Raw genomic sequence first — 15,790 nt, forward strand, 5'->3', positions numbered from 1 at the left:
CGGGGGCAGGCCTGCTTGCGTTCGCCGATGGCCGATAGGCCCGGTGACCGTCCGAGTATGAACGATTCAGCCGGCCGTCGGCCTGCGGCATCGGGTCTCAGGCTACATGGAGATATGTATCGCTGATGTCATGGGTCGCTGCGTATCCTTATGCCCTGCAAGGCCCGGGGAGGGCCGGAGCGGGGCGGCAGTGGAAGTATGCCCCCGGAAGTATGTATAATTTGTGCATACTTTGGAGGGCGTACCGATGGAAGCCACCGTTGCAGAACGCGGACAGATCACCTTGCCCAAGGCGGTCCGCGACGCGCTGGGTCTGACCAAGGGCACCCAGCTGAAGGTTGAACTGGAGGGCAGCCGCATCATCCTGCGCAAGAGCGTGGACGATGCCATCTCGCGTGCCCGCGGCAAGTTCGCGCTGGACGGCTTCGACTCGGCGCAGGCCGCCGTGGATGCGGTCCGCGACGAGGAATGAGCTGCGCATGATTGCCGTCGATTCCCCGATCCTGATCGAACTGCTCAGCAACGGCCCGCAGGCCGATGCCGTGGAAGCCTGCCTGCGCCAGAGCCTGGTGGGCGGCCGCGTGGTGATCTGCGGGGTGGTGCTGGCCGAGATCTGCGCCGCGCTGCGCGGCGGCGCCGAGGTGCAGGAAGCGCTGGAGGAGATGGGCATCCATTTCAGCCCGCTGGAAGCCAAGTCCGCCCTGCGCGCCGGCGAGATGCACCGCCGCCACCGCCAACGCGGCACCGGCAAGCGCGGCATCGATGATTTCATGGTCGGCTCGCACGCACTGCTGCAGTGCGACGGGCTGATCACCTGGAACGACACGTTTTACCGCGACTACTTCAAGGGCCTGAAGCTGATCGTGCCGCAAGCCTGAGCCCAACCTTTTCACCGCTGTACTCAACCGCATTCTTCAAAGAATCACCCGGGAGTTGTCATGTTGGAAGCCTACCGCCACCACGTAGCCGAGCGCGCCGCGCTTGGCATCCCGCCGCTGCCGCTGAGCGCCCAGCAGACGGCCGACGTCATCGAACTGCTGAAGAACCCGCCCGCCGGCGAAGCCGAGTTCCTGCTCGACCTGCTGACCCACCGCGTGCCGGCCGGCGTCGACGATGCCGCCAAGGTCAAGGCCTCGTACCTGGCCGCGATCGCCCTCGGCAGCGAAACCAATGCGCTGATCAGCCGCGCGCGCGCCACCGAACTGCTGGGCACCATGCTCGGCGGTTACAACGTCGCCCCGCTGGTCCAGCTGCTCGATGACGCCGTGGTCGGCGCGATCGCCGCCGACGCGCTGAAGAACACCCTGCTGGTGTTCGATGCCTTCCACGACGTGCAGGAAAAGGCCAAGGCCGGCAATGCCAACGCCCAGGGCGTGCTGCAGAGCTGGGCCGATGCCGAATGGTTCACCAGCCGTCCGGAAGTGCCGCAGAGCCTGACCATCACCGTGCTCAAGGTCACCGGCGAAACCAACACCGACGACCTGTCGCCGGCGCCGGACGCCACCACGCGCCCGGACATCCCGCTGCACGCCCTGGCGATGCTGAAGAACAAGCGCGATGGCATCGAGCCGGAAGAAGACGGCAAGCGCGGCCCGGTCAAGTTCATCGAATCGTTGAAGGACAAGGGCCACCTGGTTGCCTACGTGGGCGACGTGGTCGGTACCGGTTCGAGCCGCAAGTCGGCGACCAACTCGGTGCTGTGGTTCACCGGTGAAGACATTCCGTTCATTCCGAACAAGCGCTTCGGCGGCGTGTGCCTGGGCTCGAAGATCGCGCCGATCTTCTATAACACCATGGAAGACGCCGGCGCGCTGCCGATCGAACTCGACGTGTCGCAGATGAACATGGGCGATGTGATCGAGCTGCGCCCGTACGACGGCAAGGCACTGAAGGACGGTGCGGTCATCGCCGAGTTCAAGGTGAAGTCCGACGTGCTGTTCGACGAAGTGCGCGCCGGTGGCCGCATTCCGCTGATCATCGGCCGCGGCCTGACCGCCAAGGCGCGTGAAGCGCTGGGCCTGGCCCCGACCGATCTGTTCCGCCTGCCGATGGACCCGCCGGACACCGGCAAGGGCTTCTCGCTGGCGCAGAAGATGGTCGGCCGCGCCTGTGGCCTGCCGGAAGGCCAGGGCATGCGCCCGGGCACCTACTGCGAACCGAAGATGACCTCGGTGGGCTCGCAGGACACCACCGGCCCGATGACCCGTGACGAGCTGAAGGACCTGGCCTGCCTGGGCTTCTCGGCCGACCTGGTGATGCAGTCGTTCTGCCACACCGCCGCGTACCCGAAGCCGGTGGACGTCAAGACCCACCACACCCTGCCGGAATTCATCTCCACCCGTGGCGGCATCTCGCTGCGTCCGGGCGACGGCGTGATCCACAGCTGGCTCAACCGCATGCTGCTGCCCGACACCGTCGGCACCGGCGGCGACTCGCACACCCGTTTCCCGGTGGGCATTTCGTTCCCGGCCGGTTCGGGCCTGGTCGCCTTCGCCGCTGCCACCGGCGTGATGCCGCTGGACATGCCGGAATCGGTGCTGGTGCGCTTCAAGGGCACGATGCAGCCGGGCGTGACCCTGCGTGACCTGGTCAACGCGATTCCGCTGTACGCGATCAAGTCGGGCCTGCTGACCGTGGCCAAGGCCGGCAAGAAGAACATCTTCTCCGGTCGCATCCTGGAAATCGAAGGGTTGCCGGAGCTGAAGGTCGAGCAGGCCTTCGAGCTGTCTGACGCCTCGGCCGAACGTTCGGCTGCCGGCTGCTCGGTGCACCTGAACAAGGAGCCGATCATCGAGTACCTCAACAGCAACATCACGCTGCTGAAGTGGATGATCGCCGAGGGTTACCAGGACGCGCGTTCGCTGGCCCGCCGCATCGAGAAGATGGAAGCCTGGCTGGCCAACCCGGAGCTGCTGGCACCGGATGCCGACGCCGAGTACGCCGCCGTCATCGAGATCGACCTGGCCGACATCCACGAGCCGATCGTGGCCTGCCCGAACGATCCGGACGACGTCAAGACGCTGTCGGACGTGGCCGGTGCGGCCATCGACGAAGTGTTCATCGGGTCGTGCATGACCAACATCGGTCACTTCCGTGCCGCCGCCAAGCTGCTGGAAGGCAAGCGCGACATCCCGACCAAGCTGTGGGTGGCCCCGCCGACCAAGATGGACGCCTCGGAGCTGACCAAGGAAGGCCATTACGGCACCTTCGGCACCGCCGGCGCACGCATGGAAATGCCGGGCTGCTCGCTGTGCATGGGCAACCAGGCGCAGGTGCGTGAGGGCGCGACGGTGTTCTCGACCTCGACCCGCAACTTCCCGAACCGTCTGGGCCGCAACTCCAACGTGTACCTGGGGTCGGCCGAACTGGCCGCGATCTGCTCGCGTCTGGGTCGCATCCCGACCAAGGAAGAGTACATGGCCGACATCGGCGTGCTGGATGCCAGCAGCAAGGACATCTACCGCTACATGAACTTCGACCAGATCGAGGACTATCAGGACGTGGCCAAGACGGTCGCCGCCTGATGTAGTGCCGGGCGCTGCCCGGCACCGATGGACCTCAACAACACCCGGCCCAGGCCGGGTGTTGTTGTTTGACGGCCCCGGGTTCTACCGGCGCCGTGGCGGTGTCATCCGCGTGCCAGGCTCATCAGGCGCTCGGCGATGCGGTCCAGCGGCACCATTTCCTCGGCGGCGCCGAGCTTGTAGGCCGCGCCCGGCATGCCCCAGACCACGCTGGTGGCTTCATCCTGGACCAGGGTGGGGGCGCCGGCGTTGCGCAGGTCGAGCAGGCCGCGCGCGCCGTCGTCGCCCATGCCAGTGAGGATGGCGCCAATGGCGTTGGCGCCGGCGCTCTCGGCCACCGAACGGAACAGGACGTCGACGGCCGGTTTGTGGCGGTTGATCGGCGGGCCGTCGTCGATCCGGCAGCGCCAGCGGGCACCGTCGCGGATCACCCGCAGGTGCCTGCCGCCGGGCGGCAGGTAGGCGTGGCCGGGAAGCACCGCTTCGCCGTCGCTGGCCTCGCGTACCGACATCGCCGAGTGCCGGTCCAGGCGCTCGGCAAACGCAGTGCTGAAGGTGGCCGGCAGGTGCTGGGTCATCACCACGGCCGGCGCGTCGGCGGGCAGGCCTTCGAGTACCACGCGCAGGGCTTCGGTGCCGCCGGCCGAGGCGCCGATGGCGATCAGGCGGTCGGTGGTGCGGAACTGGATCGAGCGCGGCGGCGGGACGGCGGCGGTGGTTTCCAGGGTGATGCGTGGCACGTTGGTGCGGGCCAGGCTGCGCACCCGCGAGCGGGCGGCCATCTTGACCTTGGCGATGATCTCATCGGCATAGCCCTGCAGGCCGCGCGCCACATCGAGTTTCGGCTTGGACACGAAATCCACTGCGCCCAGCGCCAGCGCCTGCAGCGTGGTGTCGGCGCCGCGCTCGGTCAGCGAGGAGATCATCACCACCGGCACCGGGTGCAGGCGCATCAGGTTCTCCAGGAAGGCCAGGCCGTCCATGCGCGGCATTTCCACGTCCAGCGTGATCACATCCGGATGCAGGCGTTTGATCTTCTCGCGCGCCAGCAGCGGATCGGCCGCGGTGCCGACCACCTCGATGCCGGGATCGCTGGCCAGGATCTCGCTGAGCATCTGCCGCACGACCGCCGAGTCGTCGACGATCAGGACCTTGCAGGGCGGGCCGAAGGTCATTCGAACAGCTCCACGCCGCCGGTGACCGGTGCACGCGACAGGCGTGCGCGCACGGCCGATTCGGTGGCGGCCACTTCGGCCTCGTGCGCGTGCGGCAGGCGCTGCACCACCACGCGGCCGGTGTCGGCGAAGAACCACACCTTGCGCGGATGGATGCCGCACAGGTCTTCGGCGATGATCGGAATGTGCTCGGCCTGCAGGTACTGGCGCACGAACTCGGCGTTGCGGGTGCCGACCGGGTTGCTGGTGAAGCCCTTGAGCACGTTGGCGCCGCCGAACACCTTGGCTTCCAGGCGCTTGCGGTGCGCGCCGCGCTTGAGCAGGTCGTTGATCAGCAGTTCCATCGCGTAGCTGCCGTAGCGGGCCGGTGCGCCGTCGCCGACGTTGCCTTCGGGCAGCAGGAAGTGGTTCATGCCGCCGATCTTGAGCACCGGGTCGCGCAGGCACGCGGCCACGCACGAGCCCAGCGTGGTGGTCAGGGCGGTGTTGTCGTCCACGGCCAGGTACTGGGTCGGCAGCAGCTTGGCGGCCGTGACCTGGAAGCGGCTGTCGAAGTAGCGCATCACGTCGTCGCTGCGCGCGGCCTGGTTCATGCCGGGGCTCCGGGCGCGCGCTTGTACAGGGTGCGCCCGCAGGGCTGGATCAGGTCGGCGGCGTGCAGGTAGTTCTCCGAGTGGCCGGTGTAGAGCAGGCCGTCGTCGCCCATATGCTGGATCAGGCGCGACAGGATGCCGCGCTGGGTGGGCTTGTCGAAATAGATCATCACGTTGCGGCAGAACAGGGCATCGAAGGGACCGCCGACGTCGTAGCGGGGCGCCAGCAGGTTGAGCGGACGGAAGTCGATCAGGTCGCGCAGGGCCGGCAGCACGCGGCAATGGCCTTCATTGGGGCCGGTACCGCGCTGGAAATAGCGCTTGCGCACGGCCGGGTCCAGGCCGGAGACGCGGTCGATGGCATAGACGCCCCGGCTGGCGGTGGCCAGCACCTGGGTGTCCACGTCGGTGGCCAGGATGCGCACCGGCGGCTTGAGCGTGCCGAAGGTCTCGCAGGCGGTGATCGCCATCGAGTAGGGCTCCTCGCCGGTGGAGGCCGCGCACGACCACAACTGCAGCGTGCCGTGGCCGCCGCGCGCGCGCAGTTCCTCGGTGAGCTTCTCGAAGTGATGCGGCTCGCGGAAGAACGCGGTCAGGTTGGTGGTCAGCGCATTGGTGAAGGCCTGCCATTCATCGCCGCCGTGGGCTTCGAGCTGGTCCAGGTAGTCCTGGAAGCTGCGCATGCCGAGGGCGCGCAGGCGGCGCGACAGCCGGCCATAGACCATGTCGCGCTTGGCCGGTGCCAGCGAGATGCCGACACGCTGGTAGATCAGGTCGCAGATGCGGCGGAAGTCGCGGTCGGCAAACTCGAATTCGCGACCGGCCTGCGAGGTGGCAACAACGGGGGGAGGGGTGGACACGGCTCAGAACTCCTGCCAGTGGCCGTCGTCGCTGGGCAGCGCGGCGCGTGGCGCACGCGGTGCCGGCGTGGCGGCTGGGCGTGCGGCGGCGTGGCGTGCGGCGGCGTGGTGTGCGGTGCGGGCCGGCGCGCTGCGCACCGGCTGCGGCGCGGCGCTGCTGATCCGCGCGGTCACCGCGCTGACCGCCGCCGCCACCTGGTTGTCGAGGCGGAAGATCGCCACGGCATCGGCCAGCTGCGTGGCCTGCTCCTCCATCGCACGCGCGGCGGCGGTGGCTTCCTCCACCAGCGCGGCGTTCTGCTGGGTGGTTTCGTCCATCTGCACCACGGTCTGGTTGACCTGCTCGATGCCGGCCGACTGTTCCTGCGAGGCGGCCGAGATCTCGGCCATGATGTCGGTCACGCGCTGCACCGAGGCGACGATCTCGCCCATTGTGGCGCCGGCCTGGTGGACCAACTGCGAGCCCTCGGCGACCTTGCCGACCGACGCGTCGATCAGCCCCTTGATCTCCTTGGCGGCGCTGGCCGAGCGCTGCGCCAGGGTGCGCACTTCGCTGGCGACCACGGCGAAACCGCGGCCCTGTTCGCCGGCACGCGCCGCTTCCACCGCCGCGTTGAGCGCCAGGATGTTGGTCTGGAACGCGATGCCGTCGATCACCGAGATGATATCGGCAATCTTCCGGGACGAGGCTTCGATCGCGGTCATGGTGGTGACCACGTGGCCGACCACGTCGCCGCCCTGCGAGGCCACGGTGTGTGCGCCGATGGCGAGCTGGTTGGCCTGGCGGGCGTGTTCGGCGTTCTGGCGCACGGTGGAGGTCAGTTCCTCCATCGAGGCGGCGGTTTCTTCCAGGTTGGCCGCCTGCTGCTCGGTGCGGCGCGACAGGTCGCTGTTGCCGGTGGCGATTTCGCCGGCCGCCTGGTTGATGCTGCTGGCCGACTCCTGGATCTGGCCGACGATGCGGGTCAATTGCGTGACGGTGGCGTTGGCGTCGTCGCGCATGGTGGCGAACACGCCTTCGAAGTGGCCCTGCATGCGTGCGGTGAGGTCGCCCTCGGCGATGGCCGACAGCAGCGCGGACAGCTTGCCCAGATTCTCGTCGCTGACCTGCATCATCGCGTTGAGGTTGGCGATCATCAGGCGGAAATCGTGATCGAAGCGCGCGCTGTCGCCGCGCTGGCTGAAGTCGCCGGCCGCTGCGGCCGTACCCAGCCGTTTGATCTCGGCATTGATGCTGCCCAGGTTCTGCTTGACCGTGTCCACGGTGGCGGTGATGGCGGCCTTCTCGCCAGGATAGCGTGCGATGTCGGCGCGCAGGTCGCCGACGGCGTATGCCTTGACCACCTCCAGCACCGCGTCCATCGTCTGCACGTGGGCGCCGACCAGGGTATTGGTCTCATGCACCATCAACCCGTACTCACCGGGGAAGGCGCTCTCGTCGATGCGGTAGCTGACCTCGCCGGCGTCATGGCGGCGGGCCATGTCGCGCTGGGCGGTGATGACCCCGTGCAGCTGGCTCTGCATGCGCGACATCGCCTCGAGCAGGCGCCCGGGTTCGTCGTGGGCCTGCTCGCCGATGCGGCTGTCCAGCTTGCCGCGCGCGATGCTCTCGGCAACGGTGGTGGCCTGGCGCAGGGGCAGGGTGATGCGGTTGCCGATCAGCCAGCTCAGGGCCAGCACGATCAGCACCAGCGCGCCGCCGGCGGCGGTCATGATGGCGGTGAACACCAGCGCCTGCTGCTGCACGTCTTCCATGTACACGCCGCTGCTGATGACCCACTGCCACGGGGCGTACATCCCGGCATAGGAGGACTTGTCGAACAGCCCTTCTTCACCGGCCTTGGCCCACTTGTAGGAGACCACGCCGCCGCCGAGGCGGGCCATGCCGACCATGTCGTAGAACAGGCGCACGCCGTCCTCCGAACGGAAGTCCTTCATGTCCTTGCCGATCAGGTCCTTGCGGAACGGATGCATCAGCACGCGGTACTGCGTGTCGTAGACGCTGTAGTAGTAGGCGTCGTTGTCGGCGCGCATGCGGTCCAGTGCCATCAGCGCCGCGTCCTTGGCCGCCGCTTCGCTCAGCTCGCCGGTTTCGGCCAGGTGGTGGTAGTGGTCCAGGATGCCGTAGGTCAGTTCGACCTGGATCTTCAGGCTGTCCTTGCGGGTATCGGTCAGGTCCAGGTACTGCATGCGTGCGGCGATCACCGCCAGGGCGATGACGCCCACGGCGATCAGCGCCGTCAGCAGGTTGAGCTTGCGACGGACGGACAGGTTGGAGAAGTACTGGTTCCAGCGGCTGATCAGGGTCATGGGCATGGCATCGTTGGTCGACGAACGTGTCGCGGCAATGCAGTTATCGGCCGCGAACGGCTGCGGTTGAGGCGCGCTGGCTGAGCGTATTCAGGTTGCAGGCGGATTGCGCGGGGCCGCAACGAAAAAGGCTCCGGTGCGTGGGCACCGGAGCCTGTCGTGTGTCTGCCGTGCAGGCGCCTGGGGCGCTTAGAACTCCTGCCAGTCGCCGTCGGCCAGCTCGGTGGCGACCGGGCGGTTCGGCGCGCGACGGACCGGTGCCGGGGCGGGGGCCGAACGGGCCGGGCGCGGTGCGGCAGCGACCGGTGCGGCGACCGGTGCCGGTGTCGGCGCCAGATCGTGCTCGTCCAGCTTGAAGATCGACACGGCATCGCTGAGGTGGCCGGCCTGTTCTTCCATCGCACGCGCGGCGGCGGTGGCTTCTTCCACCAGCGCGGCGTTCTGCTGGGTGGTTTCGTCCATCTGCACCACGGTCTGGTTGACCTGCTCGATGCCGGCCGACTGCTCCTGCGAGGCGGCCGAGATCTCGGCCATGATGTCGGTCACGCGCTGCACCGAGGCGACGATCTCGCCCATCGTGGCGCCGGCCTTGTGCACGAGCGCCGAACCATCGTTGACCTTGCCGACCGAGTCGTCGATCAGGCCCTTGATCTCCTTGGCCGCGCCGGCCGAGCGCTGGGCCAGGGTGCGCACTTCGCTGGCGACCACGGCGAAACCGCGGCCCTGCTCACCGGCACGCGCCGCTTCCACGGCGGCATTCAGCGCCAGGATGTTGGTCTGGAAGGCGATGCCGTCGATGACCGAGATGATCTCGGCGATCTTCTTGGACGAGGTCTGGATCGCGCTCATGGTGGTCACCACCTGGCCGACCACGTCACCGCCCTGCGAGGCAACGGTATGCGCGCCAATGGCGAGCTGGTTGGCCTGGCGGGCATGCTCGGCGTTCTGGCGCACGGTGGAGGTCAGTTCCTCCATCGAGGCAGCGGTTTCTTCCAGGTTGGCGGCCTGCTGCTCGGTACGGCGCGACAGGTCGCTGTTGCCGGTGGCGATTTCGCTGGCGGCCGAGCTGATGGCCTGGCTGGAATGCTTGATGCGGGTGACGATTTCGCTGAGCTGCTCGGCGGTGGCGTTCGCATCGTCGCGCATGCGGGCAAACACGCCGTGGAAGTCGCCGTGCATGCGCACGCTCAGGTCGCCCTGCGACAGCGCGGCGAGCAGGCCGGAGACCTGGTCGATGCTGCTGGCGTTGGCTTCGAGCAGGCCGTTGATCTGCTGGGCCAGCTGCAGGAAGAAGCCTTCCTTGCCGGCATCGTCGATGCGGCCGGACAGGTCGCCGGCGGCGGCCTGGGCGATGACGCGGGCCACTTCGGCTTCGACGGCCGCTTCCGGGGTACGGTCACGCCATTCGACGACGTGGCCGACGGTTTCGCCCTGCTCGTTGGCGATGGAGGACACCACCTGCGCGAACTGCGCGTCGCCGAACTGCATCGGACGGCGGCTGACGCCGTGCTGCTTGAGCTGGCTCAGGGTGCGCTGGTCCATCTCGTTGCCGTGTTCGAGCACGGTCACCGGCTTGCCGATCAGCGAGGCGGTGGCGTCGAAGTCCGGCAGATCCTTGCGGATCTCGTCCTGGTACTGGGTCAGCGTGTGCTGCAGGGCGCGGTTGCTGTAGACGATGTTGAGGCTGTCGTCGGTCAGGTACACGCCGGTGGAGCTGTAGTCCAGCGCGGTGCGGATGCGCAGGTTTTCGCGGGCGATCGCCTGGTCGGTCTCGGTGCGCTCGCGCAGGTCGCGCTGCATGCGCTGCATGGCCTGCAGCAGGTCGCCGACTTCGTCCTTGCGGGTGACATCGATGTGGCCGTCGAGCTTGCCGCCGGCAACGTCGTTGGCCACCGAGACGGCACCGCGGACACTGCCCACCAGCGAGCGGGCGAACAGCCACACCAGCACCAGGCCCAGCGCCGCGCCGCCGAGGAGGGCGATCACGGTCAGGGTGGCGGAGGCGGCGTAGGTGGCTTCGGCTTCGTCGCGCGAGGCGCGGGCGAGGCGGTTGTCCTCGGCAATCAGCGCTTCGAGCGCGGCCGAGGCCTTGAGATGCGAGGTGCGGGTTTCACCGACGAAGGTGTCGACCGCGTCGTCCGGCAGGTCCAGTTCGAGCATCTCGGTGACCGAGTCGTAGGACGCCAGGGCGGCGGTCCAGTCCTTGGCGAAGGTGTCGAACAGCTTCTTCTGCTGCGGATTGTCGATCAGGGCGGGGTACTTCTTGATCGAGGCGTCGATCCTGCCGCGCAGGTCGGCGGCGCGGGTCTTGGCCTCGGCCTTGACGTCGTCGCTGGCGCGGATCAGGCCCTGGTAGGCGGAGTTGCGATATTCACCGACCATGCCACGGATTTCGCCGGCCATGCGGATGCTTTCCATCCGGTGCCCAGCCAGTTCGGTGGTGACGTTGTTGAGCGAATACAAGCCACGATAGGCCACGATGCCCTGGAGCAGCATCACCAGCAGGATGACACCGAAGGTGAGCATCAGCTTGGGCATCAGTTTGAGGTTGTTGATCCACGGCATGGGCGGTGCAGTCTCCGGTGGCAAACGCGTCCGGGCGACTTGCCCGGTTGCAGCGACCACGCCGGCCAGTGCCGGCGTGGCATGGCGTACAGCGAATTACTTGATGTTGGCGAGCTTCAGGCCGGCCGGCGAGCTGACTTCGATTTCAGCGCGCGAGGCATCGCGGGCGATCTTGCCGATCACGCACACGGTCTTGCCTTCCAGGGTTTCCAGCGGGAAGCTGAACTTGCCGCGGTTGGCGCCGGCGATGCGGGCCGAGAAGGTGTGGCGCGGGAAGGCGCCGCCCATGTACAGGAAGGTCGGCTGGCCTTCGGAGCCTTCGGCGTAACGCGCCTTCTCAACCTTGCCGCACACCATGCCGTCCTTGCCGACCGAACGCGGGGCCATTTCCGGCGGAATCATTTCGGCCGACTGGGCGAAGGCGGACGAGGCGGTGGTGGCGAGCACGGCAGCAGAAAACAGCGCAAACAGGGACTTCATCGGATGGTTCTCCGGAGGATGTGGACAAATTGGCCCGGCCTTGGGGTGTCCAGCACAGCCGGGTCCTGATTCCAGCTATCGGCCACGCGCGCGGGAACTGAAGGGCCAAATTCGACCTTCGTCGCAGTGCGCGGCGGCCGCGGGCCTGTCATCAGGCGGCGACGTCGTCGAGGGTGGCCGTCTGGCCCATGTCGGCGCTGTCCAGCAGGGTCTCGATGTCGAGCAGGATCAGCATGCGGTCGTCCTGGGTGCCGATGCCGGAGATGAAGCGGGTGTCCACGGCGGCGCCGAACTCGGGCGTCGGGCGGATCTGCTCGGCGCTGAGAGGGATGACGTCGGAGACGCTGTCCACAACGATGCCGACGACGCGGTCTTCGACGTTGAGCACGATCATCACGGTGAAGGCGTCATAGCGCGCATTTTCCAGGCGCAGCTTGAGGCGCAGGTCGATGACCGGGACGATGGTGCCGCGCAGGTTGATCACGCCCTTGATGTAGTCCGGGGCATCCGGCACGCGGGTGACCGAGTCGTAGCCGCGGATTTCCTGCACCTTGAGGATGTCCACGCCGTAGTGCTCGGCGCCGAGGGTGAAGCTGAGGTACTCGCCACCGGAGCTGGCGGCGCTGCTGTTCTTGTCGTTCATGGAGGCAATCCTGGGTCGGGCGTGGCGGTCGAAAAACCGGGCGTCACGCTGGATATCGGCCTGGGACGGAGCGACTTTAGGCGGGGCTGGGGCGGGCTCCGTTCAGCTTTCGCCGTTCTTGCGTGCCTTGCGCTGGCGGTCGATGCGGAAGATGTAGCGCTGGATCGCGCTGTCCGCGCCGCGCGGAAGCGCGTCGAAGCGCAGGCCGACGCGTTTCATCTCCACGCCGTTGGGCAGCTTCTGCGCACGCATGTTGCAGGCCACCAGCGACAGGGTGATCGGGCTGCTGTCGGGCAGTTCCAGCCGGCAGCCGTCGTAACGCTTCTGCAGGCCGAAGACCGGGCAGTCCTCGGCCACCGTGACCGCCAGGCCGCCGCCGCTGATGTCCACCACGCGCAGCGTCAGGGCCTCGCTGCGGTCGTCGTCGATCGGCAGGATCAGCTTGGGCGAGTCGGTGATCGGCGTTTCCAGCCGGTACAGCTCGCGCCGCTGCAGGTGCACCAGCTCGGTCGGGAACGCGGCGCGGAAGCCGACATGCCCCTCGTTGTGGATGCGCACCAGGCCATCCAGCCGGAAGCGGACCATCACCCGTTCGAGCTGGCCGAAGCACAGCAGGTGGTCGGCCGCTTCGGCGGCGCGGTTGGAGGTTTCCGAGGGGCTGCCGTCGAGCAGCAGTTCGTCCTCGTCCTCGTCCAGTTCCAGCACCGCCGTGGGGAACGACTGGTCGCGGCCGTCGATGTGCGCATTGATCAGCGAACGCTGGTCGATGAGCGCCTGCAGCAGCTGGCGGATCTGCCGGGGGTTGCGGACCAGGTACTTGTCATCCGTGCCCGGATCGGGCGCGGCATGGGTTCCGTCGTGTGCGAGAAGGCTGCCTTCGGACATGGAATCTGCTGGGTTGGGCGAATGCCGGCATCACGCGATCCCGGGGCGTAGTCCGTTTATCGGCATCAGATCACATTTATGTAGGGCGAATCTCGGTAGGGCCGGTCCGAAACGACGACACCCCGCCGGGGCGGGGTGTCGGATCAAACGGTGTGCCTGGGGCGGCGCGGCATCAGAACTCCTGCCACTCCGTGTCATTGGCCAGTGCCGGCTCGCGGGCCGGCGCGCGGCGCGGCGGTGCGGCGACCGGGCGCGGACGTGCTGCGGGGGCCGGGCGTGCCGGTGCGGCCGCCATCACCGGGCGTGCGGCTGGCGCGGCGGCCGCCTGGCCGTCGAGCTTGAACAGCGCCACGGCATCGGTCAGATGGCCGGCCTGTTCTTCCATCGCACGCGCGGCGGCGGTGGCTTCTTCCACCAGCGCGGCATTCTGCTGGGTGGTTTCGTCCATCTGCACCACGGTCTGGTTGACCTGCTCGATGCCGGCCGACTGCTCCTGCGAGGCGGCCGAGATCTCGGCCATGATGTCGGTCACGCGCTGCACCGAGGCGACGATCTCGCCCATCGTCGCGCCGGCCTGGTTGACCAGCTGCGAGCCCTCGGCGACCTTGCCGACCGACTCGTCGATCAGCCCCTTGATTTCCTTGGCGGCGCTGGCCGAACGCTGTGCCAGCGTGCGCACTTCGCTGGCGACCACGGCAAAGCCACGGCCCTGCTCACCGGCACGGGCAGCTTCGACGGCGGCATTCAGCGCCAGGATGTTGGTCTGGAACGCGATGCCGTCGATGACCGTGATGATGTCGGCGATGCGGCGCGACGACGCGTCGATCTCGTGCATGGTGCTGACCACCTGGCCGACCACGTCGCCGCCCTGCGAGGCCACGGTGTGCGCGCCGATGGCGAGCTGGTTGGCCTGGCGGGCGTGCTCGGCGTTCTGGCGCACGGTGGAGGTCAGTTCCTCCATCGAGGCGGCGGTTTCTTCCAGGTTGGCCGCCTGCTGCTCGGTACGGCGCGACAGGTCGTTGTTGCCCGACGCGATCTCGCCGGCCGCCGTGCTGATGCTGGACGAGGCCTGCTGGATGCGCCCGACGATCTGGGTCAGCTGGGCAACGGTGGCATTGGCATCGTCGCGCATGCTGGCGAACACGCCGTGGAACTCACCGTGCATGCGGGCGGTCAGGTCGCCGTTGGCGATGGCCTGCAGCAGCTGCGACAGCTGCGACAGATTGCCGTCGGCCACTTCCATCATCGTGTTCAGGTTTTCGATCATGACCCGGAAGTCGTGCTCGAAACGCAGGCTGTCGCCGCGCTGGCTGAAATCGCCGGCGGCCGCGGCCTGGGCCAGGGTCTGGATCTGGGTGTTGATCGCCAGCAGGCTGGCCTTGGCCGCATCCATCGATTCGTGCAGGATCGCGCGGCTGCCCGGCAGGCGGCGCGCATTCTGCGACAGGTCGCCTGCCGCGTACTGGTTGAGCACGTCGATGGCGTCCTTGATCGCATCCAGGTGGTCGAACACCACGGTGTTGGTGCCGACGGCCAGCTCACCGTAGACGCCGGGGAAATCGACCGGCATGCGGTGGGAGATGTCCGGGCCGGCATGCATCGCGGCCATTTGACGGGTTTCGTCGGAATAGCGGCGCAGCATGGTGGTCATCTCGCCGGTGGCGGCCAGCATCTGGCCGGCTTCATCGGCGCCGGCGGTGCGGATGGTGACGCTCAGGTCGCCACGGGCTACCGACTTGATCGCATGCACCGCCTGCGACAGCGGACGGGTGATCACCCTCGAGATGACCACGGCCAGCGCGCCGGCCACCAGCGACAGCAGCACCATGCAGGCGATGATGGCGATGACGCTGGTGCGATGGACGGCGTTGGCATCGGCGATCTTGCTTTCCATCAGGCTGTTGCTGAACGCACCCAGCTCTTTCAGGTCGTCGAACAGGGTGCGACGGGCCGGGCGCGACTTCTCGTCGGAGACCTGACGCGCCAGGGCGCCATCACCGGCAGCCACGGCGGCGCGTAGTTCGGCATTGGCGTGGAAGTAGGCGTCCACGTCGGCAGCCACCTTCTTGAACAGCGCCCGCTCACGGTCGCCGGCCGGCAACGCGGCGTAGGCAGCCAGTTCATCGCGCACGAGCTTGGCGGTGGTGTCCATGCGCGTGTTGTAGTCGGCGACCTTTTCCGGCTGGTCGAACATGCTGACCTGCGCCATCTCGTAGGTGCGGAACTCGCCGAGCTGCGAGCGCACTTCGCCCAGGTGCTGCACCGACGGAATGTCGTTGCCCGCCATCGCGGCCAGCTGGGCATTGGCACCGTTGAGGCGGACCAGCGCGAACACGCCGAGAACGACGGTCATCAGGGTGGTGAGGGTGAACCCCACCGCAAGCTTGCGGGCGATGGGCAGATCGTGGAACCACTTCATGGTCGGAACTCCGGGCAGGGCGGGGTGCACAGCCGTGGGGTGCTGGGCGCAAGGGGCGTTTCGAAATGCGGGGGTGGGGCGTGGGAGGCGTGACGATGGTGTCAACGCTCTTCCGGGATAACGGCGCTGTGACGCCGCAACTTGAGTGTTGGATGTCACATTTTTTTGTGGACCAAGGCAGGGCGGCCGTCGATGCACACGCAAGCAATGGCGGGGCATTCGCGTGGCGAAAGACGGGTCGCAGTCTGTACGCCGGCGTATCGACGCCAATCAACATCACAGTTTCAGGGGAACACAGGACGACGTGCGGGACTGCGTGGAGCCGGCCAGCGGCCG

Annotated in this window: 12 protein-coding genes; 3 read left to right on the forward strand and 9 right to left on the reverse strand. The window is 67.6% G+C overall.

Annotated features, from left to right (window positions below; all coding sequences use genetic code 11):
• Positions 1-247: 247 nt before the first annotated feature.
• Genes ACO6VK_RS09175 through acnB form a run of 3 tightly spaced genes read left to right on the forward strand, consistent with a single transcriptional unit; the run spans position 248 to position 3,524 of the window.
• A complete protein-coding gene (locus tag ACO6VK_RS09175; RefSeq protein ID WP_017356396.1) occupies positions 248-472 on the forward strand; it encodes an AbrB/MazE/SpoVT family DNA-binding domain-containing protein in 225 nt (74 codons plus the stop codon).
• A 7-nt stretch (positions 473-479) separates the two neighbouring features.
• Complete coding sequence (locus ACO6VK_RS09180) at positions 480-878, forward strand: type II toxin-antitoxin system VapC family toxin (RefSeq protein WP_422506568.1); 399 nt, start codon at positions 480-482, stop codon at positions 876-878.
• 60 nt (positions 879-938) lie between these two features.
• On the forward strand, positions 939-3,524 hold the full coding sequence (acnB, locus tag ACO6VK_RS09185) for a bifunctional aconitate hydratase 2/2-methylisocitrate dehydratase (RefSeq protein ID WP_422506569.1): 2,586 nt from the start codon (positions 939-941) through the stop codon (positions 3,522-3,524).
• Between the two features lie 104 nt (positions 3,525-3,628).
• Here the strand turns inward: acnB and ACO6VK_RS09190 are convergent, their stop codons facing one another.
• The 9 genes from ACO6VK_RS09190 to ACO6VK_RS09230 form a co-directional block, all read right to left on the reverse strand.
• A complete protein-coding gene (locus ACO6VK_RS09190; protein WP_422506570.1) occupies positions 3,629-4,699 on the reverse strand; it encodes a protein-glutamate methylesterase/protein-glutamine glutaminase in 1,071 nt (356 codons plus the stop codon).
• Positions 4,696-5,292: a chemoreceptor glutamine deamidase CheD gene (cheD, locus tag ACO6VK_RS09195; RefSeq protein ID WP_422506571.1), complete on the reverse strand. Its 597-nt coding sequence runs from the start codon at positions 5,290-5,292 to the stop codon at positions 4,696-4,698. The genes ACO6VK_RS09190 and cheD overlap by 4 nt, the downstream gene beginning before the upstream one ends.
• The gene (locus ACO6VK_RS09200) at positions 5,289-6,152 is read right to left on the reverse strand and encodes a CheR family methyltransferase (RefSeq protein WP_422506572.1); all 864 of its coding nucleotides are present in this window, start codon (positions 6,150-6,152) and stop codon (positions 5,289-5,291) included. The genes cheD and ACO6VK_RS09200 overlap by 4 nt, the downstream gene beginning before the upstream one ends.
• 3 nt (positions 6,153-6,155) lie before the next feature.
• Complete coding sequence (locus ACO6VK_RS09205; protein WP_422506573.1) at positions 6,156-8,462, reverse strand: methyl-accepting chemotaxis protein; 2,307 nt, start codon at positions 8,460-8,462, stop codon at positions 6,156-6,158.
• A gap of 189 nt (positions 8,463-8,651) precedes the next feature.
• Positions 8,652-11,027 (reverse strand): methyl-accepting chemotaxis protein, encoded by a 2,376-nt coding sequence (locus ACO6VK_RS09210; RefSeq protein ID WP_422506574.1) that lies wholly within the window; start codon positions 11,025-11,027, stop codon positions 8,652-8,654.
• Positions 11,028-11,123: 96 nt separating this feature from the next.
• Positions 11,124-11,507 (reverse strand): hypothetical protein, encoded by a 384-nt coding sequence (locus tag ACO6VK_RS09215; protein WP_411850899.1) that lies wholly within the window; start codon positions 11,505-11,507, stop codon positions 11,124-11,126.
• 151 nt (positions 11,508-11,658) lie between these two features.
• Positions 11,659-12,150 (reverse strand): chemotaxis protein CheW, encoded by a 492-nt coding sequence (locus ACO6VK_RS09220; RefSeq protein WP_411850900.1) that lies wholly within the window; start codon positions 12,148-12,150, stop codon positions 11,659-11,661.
• A 102-nt stretch (positions 12,151-12,252) separates the two neighbouring features.
• Complete coding sequence (locus ACO6VK_RS09225; RefSeq protein ID WP_422506575.1) at positions 12,253-13,035, reverse strand: flagellar brake protein; 783 nt, start codon at positions 13,033-13,035, stop codon at positions 12,253-12,255.
• 172 nt (positions 13,036-13,207) lie between these two features.
• Positions 13,208-15,454: a methyl-accepting chemotaxis protein gene (locus ACO6VK_RS09230; protein WP_422506576.1), complete on the reverse strand. Its 2,247-nt coding sequence runs from the start codon at positions 15,452-15,454 to the stop codon at positions 13,208-13,210.
• Between the last annotated feature and the right edge of the window lie 336 nt (positions 15,455-15,790).

Origin of the sequence: Stenotrophomonas sp. GZD-301, assembly GCF_049310345.1 — a bacterium.
Taxonomy (GTDB): domain Bacteria; phylum Pseudomonadota; class Gammaproteobacteria; order Xanthomonadales; family Xanthomonadaceae; genus Stenotrophomonas.